This is a genomic window from Helicobacter pylori (assembly GCF_011140715.1).
Lineage (GTDB): Bacteria > Campylobacterota > Campylobacteria > Campylobacterales > Helicobacteraceae > Helicobacter > Helicobacter pylori_DA.
The window spans coordinates 21,848-27,977 of record NZ_SFZZ01000067.1; the positions used below are offsets into that span (position 1 = coordinate 21,848).

General features: G+C 38.5%; 7 protein-coding genes. All 7 read left to right on the plus strand.

From position 1 onward, the window contains the following. The first annotated feature begins 34 nt into the window (after positions 1–34). On the plus strand, positions 35–1,126 hold the full coding sequence (prfB, locus tag EWZ81_RS06715) for a peptide chain release factor 2 (protein WP_165549443.1): 1,092 nt from the start codon (positions 35–37) through the stop codon (positions 1,124–1,126). A 74-nt stretch (positions 1,127–1,200) separates the two neighbouring features. After that, entirely contained in the window at positions 1,201–1,920 is a 720-nt protein-coding gene (gene cheZ, locus EWZ81_RS06720) for a protein phosphatase CheZ (RefSeq protein WP_165549439.1), read from the plus strand. A 2-nt stretch (positions 1,921–1,922) separates the two neighbouring features. Then, positions 1,923–3,212, plus strand: coding sequence for a peptidase U32 family protein (locus EWZ81_RS06725; RefSeq protein ID WP_165549440.1), 1,290 nt, complete (start codon positions 1,923–1,925; stop codon positions 3,210–3,212). A gap of 26 nt (positions 3,213–3,238) precedes the next feature. Then, positions 3,239–3,502, plus strand: a complete 264-nt coding sequence (locus EWZ81_RS06730) for a hypothetical protein (protein ID WP_001127790.1) — start codon at positions 3,239–3,241, stop codon at positions 3,500–3,502. Further along, positions 3,493–3,933 carry a CiaD-like domain-containing protein gene (locus tag EWZ81_RS06735; protein WP_165549441.1) on the plus strand — a complete coding sequence of 147 codons (441 nt, stop codon included), beginning with the start codon at positions 3,493–3,495 and terminating at the stop codon, positions 3,931–3,933. The genes EWZ81_RS06730 and EWZ81_RS06735 overlap by 10 nt, the downstream gene beginning before the upstream one ends. Positions 3,934–4,168: 235 nt before the next feature. Continuing rightward, entirely contained in the window at positions 4,169–4,846 is a 678-nt protein-coding gene (gene arsR / locus EWZ81_RS06740) for an acid response regulator transcription factor ArsR (protein ID WP_000573710.1), read from the plus strand. Between the two features lie 25 nt (positions 4,847–4,871). Continuing rightward, the coding region (gene arsS / locus EWZ81_RS06745; protein ID WP_165549442.1) for an acid-sensing histidine kinase ArsS at positions 4,872–6,130 on the plus strand (1,259 nt) is incomplete at its 3' end.

The following is a 6,130-nucleotide window of genomic DNA, read 5'->3' on the forward strand; positions in this document are numbered from 1 at the left end:
CAAGTTTAAAACCCCACTCATAAAGGTTCTGTTTGTGGATAACTACACCTATAGCGAATTGTTAAAAAGCTTGCAAAACAAATGCGATAATATCGCTTTAATCATCAAGCCTGAAAGGATCAAACAAGAATTAGAACGCATTGAAAAAGAGCAAGAAGACCCTAATTTTTGGCAAGATGTTTTAAAGGCTAGAGACACCAATAAAGAAAAAGTACGCCTGAACCGCTTGCTAGAAACCTATCAAAAAACGAAAGATTCTCTAGATGAAAGCGTAGAATTGTTTGAACTCGCTCAAAACGATAACGATGAGGTTACTTTATCCTTGCTCTATGAAGAGGCTCCTACTTTAGAACACAGCGTCCAAAAAGTAGAAATTGAAATCATGTTAAGCGGTGAAAACGACGCTTCAAACGCTATTATTACCATTCAGCCTGGAGCGGGGGGGACTGAAAGCCAGGATTGGGCGAGTATTTTGTATCGCATGTATTTGAGATGGGCGGAAAGAAGGGGCTTTAAAAGCGAGATTTTAGACTATCAAGATGGCGAAGAAGCGGGCATTAAAGGGGTCGCCTTTATCATTAAGGGCGAAAACGCTTATGGCTATTTGAAAAATGAAAACGGGGTGCATAGGCTTGTAAGGATTTCGCCCTTTGATGCGAACGCCAAACGGCACACGAGTTTTGCGAGCGTGCAAATTAGCCCTGAATTAGACGATGATATTGATATAGAAATTGATGAAAAAGATGTCCGTTATGATTATTACAGAGCCAGTGGGGCAGGCGGTCAGCATGTCAATAAAACAGAAAGCGCGGTTAGAATCACGCATTTTCCTACCGGTATTGTGGTGCAATGCCAAAACGACAGGAGCCAGCATAAAAACAAAGCGAGCGCGTTAAAAATGCTTAAATCCAAGCTTTATGAATTGGAATTAGAAAAGCAGCAAAGCAGCACCAAAAATGAAGAAAAAAGCGAGATCGGTTGGGGGCATCAAATAAGAAGCTATGTTTTAGCCCCCTACCAGCAAGTCAAAGACGCGCGCTCCAACACCGCTTATAGCAATGTGGAAGCGATACTAGACGGCGATATTGATGCGATTTTAGAGGGCGTTTTGATTGCTAAAGCTTAAGTGCGCTAAAATGACAGCTAATAAATTATGGTTACTATAAAACGCTTTTTAAAACCAATTGGCAAGGAACAACAATGACACAAGAAGAATTAGACGCTTTGATGAATGGTGGCGATTTAGAAAATTTGGAAGCCCTAGAGGCTAAAGAGGAAGCTAAAGAGGTTAAAGAAGAGGGTAAAGAAAATTCCAATCATAGTGAAAAAATGACCGTCAAAAAAGAAGACGCTGAAAAATACGGCAAGATTAGCCCTAACGAATGGCCTCCCCCTCCCCCCACTGAAGAGCATAAAGTCGTGCATCAATTAGATGATGTTACAAGAGATTCTGAAGTGAAAGCCACGCAAATTTTTGATCAATTGGATTTGATCGGGGCTAGTGCTGAAAAAATCTCTAAAATGGTTAAAAAAATCCAAGAACCTTTGCAAAAACACCAAGAAATTTTTGACAATTTGCATGGCCATTTTCCCAATGTTGAATCTTTTAAAACCGCGCTCAATGAGCAACAAGAAATCCTAAACGCCCTTAAAAGCATTGAAGAAGAAGCCGCTAATTGCTCTGATAGCTCCATGCAAGCGATGGATATTATGCAGTTTCAAGATATTCACCGCCAAAAAATTGAACGAGTGGTCAATGTCATGCGAGCGCTCAGCCAATACATGAATTCGCTTTTTGAAGGCAAAATTGATGATTCTAAGCGCGTGAGTTCAGCGACTTATATCACCGGCGATGACGATAAAGATTTAGCCAGCGCGGACGATATTGAAGCCTTGATCGCTTCTTTTGGAGCCAAGTAGTTTTGAACCAAGTTGAATTACTCTCTCCAGCCGGTAATTTAAAAAAACTTAAAATCGCCCTCAACTATGGGGCTGATGCGGTTTATGGGGGAGTGAGCCATTTTTCTTTACGCAATCGCGCAAGCAAGGAATTTACTTTAGAGACTTTCAAAGAAGGGATTGACTACGCCCATGCGCTAAATAAAAAAGTCTATGCCACGATCAATGGTTTCCCTTTCAATTCACAGCTCAAGCTTTTAGAAGAACATATTGACAAAATGGCAGAATTGAAGCCAGACGCTTTTATTATCGCTGCGCCTGGGGTAATCAAACTCGCTTTAAAAATCGCCCCGCATATTCCCATCCATTTATCCACGCAAGCGAATGTCTTAAATTTGCTAGATGCGCAAGTGTTTTATGATTTAGGGGTCAAACGCATTGTGTGTGCTAGGGAATTGAGCCTGAATGATGCGATTGAAATTAAAAAAGCCTTACCCAATTTGGAATTAGAAATCTTTGTGCATGGGAGCATGTGCTTTGCCTTTTCAGGGCGTTGCTTGATTTCGGCCTTACAAAAGGGGCGCGTGCCTAATAGAGGGAGTTGCGCGAATGATTGCCGGTTTGATTATGAATATTATGTGAAAAACCCTGATAACGGCGTGATGATGAGGTTGGTTGAAGAAGAGGGCGTAGGCACGCATATTTTTAACGCTAAAGATTTGAATCTCTCTAATCATATCGCTGAAATTTTAAGTTCCAACGCCATTAGCGCGCTTAAGATTGAAGGGCGCACCAAGTCCAGTTACTACGCCGCGCAAACCACGCGCATCTATCGTTTAGCGGTTGATGATTTTTACCATAACACCTTAAAGCCGAGTTTTTATGCTAGCGAATTGAACACGCTTAAAAACAGGGGTTTTACGGACGGCTATTTGATGCGAAGGCCTTTTGAAAGGTTGGATACTCAAAACCACCAAACAGCCATCAGCGAAGGGGATTTTCAAGTCAATGGCGAAATCACAGAAGATGGGCGTTTTTTTGCATGCAAATTCACCACTACCACTAACATAGCTTATGAAATCATCGCTCCCAAAAATGCGGCTATCACGCCCATAGTCAATGAAATTGGCAAGATTTACACCTTTGAAAAACGCTCTTATTTAGTGCTGTATAAAATCCTTTTAGAAAATAACACCGAGTTAGAAACTATCCATAGCGGGAATGTGAATTTAGTGCGACTGCCTACACCTTTACCAGCTTTTAGTTTTTTGCGCACCCAAGTAGAGTCTAAAAATGGTGTTTTTAGAGATTAGGTATTACAAACGATTAAGAGAAACGCATGCCCTTAGAAACTATCACGCTCGCTCATATTTACGAAGAACAAGGGTTTTTTGAAGAAGCGTTGCAAATTTATACTAATATTTTAAACAAAACCCCTGACCATGCAGAGGCGTTAAAACAAATAAAGCGTTTGGAAAAAATCCAAAAAAATTGTGCTCCTTTCAAGCACGACGCAATACTAGAGCGGCACTATTTGAATTTTATCAAAGGGGATTTTTTGAGCGTTGAAAATTTAGAAAAATGGCTGGTAGAATGGAATTGAAAAACATTATTTCAGAAACCCTTAATGAAATTGAAAAAATGGCTAAAACGATTGATAATAACTTTGATGCAGTGCAAAAAACGCCCTCTTTTTTCAAAACGCCTCCCTATTTGCAAAACACCCCTTTAGAGCCAAAAAACGCTGCTAAAATAGAAACCCAAGAAAAAATCACAGAAGAAAAAGAAGAAGAGGTGCCAGAAATCATTACAGAAGAAATCGCGCAAGAAAACCCCACGCAAGTGTTAATTTCAAACGAGAGGGTTTTTTTAAAAAACTTACTAGAAAGAACTTTAGTGTTGTTTCAAGGCATGCAGGCTTTAGAAGAAAAGGAAGCCCTAGAGCGATTGGATTTAGTGGCGCGTTTCTTGCAATACCAATTGAGCGTGCTTGAAAAACGATTGGAATCTTTGGAGCGAGAAAACACAGAGTGAAAAACGATCAAAGGAATTTTTTAAAAACATTAAAAAATAAGGCTCTAATTTTCAATATTCCATGAAAACAAAGCCTTAAATTCCCATTAATAACTATGATAATGTTTTGAATTTTTATTTTTAAGACATCTTTAAGGTATCTTTAGTAATAAAATGCTAAAATCAAGCCCTTAAAACATTAACAGAGTTAATCGTTTTTAAAGTTGTAAAAATCATTGAAGGAGTTAATTAAAATATGATAGAAGTTTTAATGATAGAAGATGATATAGAATTAGCCGAGTTTTTGAGCGAGTTTTTGCTCCAACATGGCATTCATGTAACCAATTACGATGAGCCATATACCGGCATTAGTGCGGCTAACACACAAAATTATGATTTGTTGTTGTTGGATTTGACTTTGCCTAATTTAGACGGGCTTGAAGTGTGTAGGCGCATCTCCAAACAAAAACATATCCCTATTATTATTTCTTCAGCAAGAAGCGATGTGGAAGATAAGATTAAAGCACTAGATTATGGGGCTGATGATTACCTCCCTAAACCCTATGATCCTAAGGAATTATTAGCCCGCATCCAATCCTTGCTCAGGCGTTCTCATAAAAAAGAAGAAGTGAGTGAGCCAGGCGATGCGAATATCTTTAGGGTAGATAAGGACAGCCGAGAAGTGTATATGCATGAAAAAAAGCTAGACTTAACTAGGGCTGAATACGAAATCCTTTCGCTTCTCATTAGCAAAAAAGGTTATGTGTTTAGCCGTGAAAGCATTGCGATTGAGAGCGAGAGCATCAACCCTGAAAGCTCTAATAAAAGCATTGATGTGATCATTGGCCGTTTGCGATCTAAGATTGAAAAAAATCCTAAACAACCGCAATACATCATCTCTGTTAGAGGGATTGGTTATAAATTAGAATACTGATATTCTAATAAGGAGTTAAGGGGTTTTGCGTTTCTCTATCTTTTTTAAAGTTGTCGCTTTGTTTGTGATAACGCTCTTTAGTTTTGGAGCGTTCGCTTACTATTTCGTGTCTTCTCAAATCAGTCACGAAAACTATCAAAACGAAATGCGCCATTACCAGTTTGTTACCACTATCAATGAAATTTTAAATAACTACTCTGATTATAGAGCCATAGAAGATTACCTCTATAAAATTGGTTTTAGAGAAACCACAATAGAAAATTTAGAAAAGGTTTTAGCCAAAAGACACCACCAGTTGCACCACAGAAATATTGGGTATGCTGAAGTGTTCAAATTCAGCGACATGGTTTTCATCCTTTTAAAAAAAGATGAGCATTTTGTGCTTTATAAAGATTTGCATTCGGTTTCTTATAGGAATTATTTCTTAGCGATTACGGTGGGTTTGTTGTTGATTTTATTCCTTTTTTTATTTGTTTTACAGAGTTTATTGCCCTTAAGAGAGTTGAGAGCTCAAGTGAAGCGATTCGCTCAAGGGGACAAAAGCGTGAGTTGTAAAAGCAAGCAAAAAGATGAAATAGGGGATTTGGCTAACGAATTTGACAATTGCATTCTAAAAATCAATGCGATGAATGAATCTCGGGTTTTATTTTTGCGCTCTATCATGCATGAATTGCGCACCCCTATCACTAAGGGCAAGATACTAAGCTCTATGCTCAAAGAAGAATTGCCACAAAAACGCTTCATTTCCATTTTTGATCACCTAAACACGCTGATTGAGCAATTTGCCCGCATTGAACAGCTCGCTTCCAAAAACTATGGGAGCAACAAAGAAAAATTTCTAATGAGCGATTTGATCGATAAAATTGAAAAAATGCTTTTGATTGATGAGGATAAAAAAAGCCCTATCCATGTGTCCTCTTCCAATTACATTATTGAAGCGGATTTTGAATTGTTTGCTATAGCGTTAAAAAACATGGTGGATAATGCGATCAAATACAGCGATGACAAACAGGTGTTTTTGGATTTCATCGGCAATGATTTGGTGGTGTCTAATAAAAGCAAACCTTTAAAAGAAGATTTTGAAAAGTATTTGCAACCTTATTTTAAATCCTCTAACCCCAGCCAAGCCCATGGGTTTGGGTTAGGCATGTATATCATTAAAAACGCTTTGGAGGCTATGGGGTTGAATTTGAGCTATCATTATGGCAATGGAAGAATTTGTTTCACTATCCATGATTGCGTTTTTAATAGTTTTTACGATTTAGAAGCGGATAATGAAGAGCT

Coding starts and splice junctions, on each gene's coding strand:
- cheZ (WP_165549439.1), top strand. CDS start 1,201: ATGACACAAGAAGAATTAGACGCTTTGATGAATGGTGGCGATTTAGAA.
- EWZ81_RS06730 (WP_001127790.1), top strand. CDS start 3,239: ATGCCCTTAGAAACTATCACGCTCGCTCATATTTACGAAGAACAAGGG.
- EWZ81_RS06735 (WP_165549441.1), top strand. CDS start 3,493: ATGGAATTGAAAAACATTATTTCAGAAACCCTTAATGAAATTGAAAAA.
- arsR (WP_000573710.1), top strand. CDS start 4,169: ATGATAGAAGTTTTAATGATAGAAGATGATATAGAATTAGCCGAGTTT.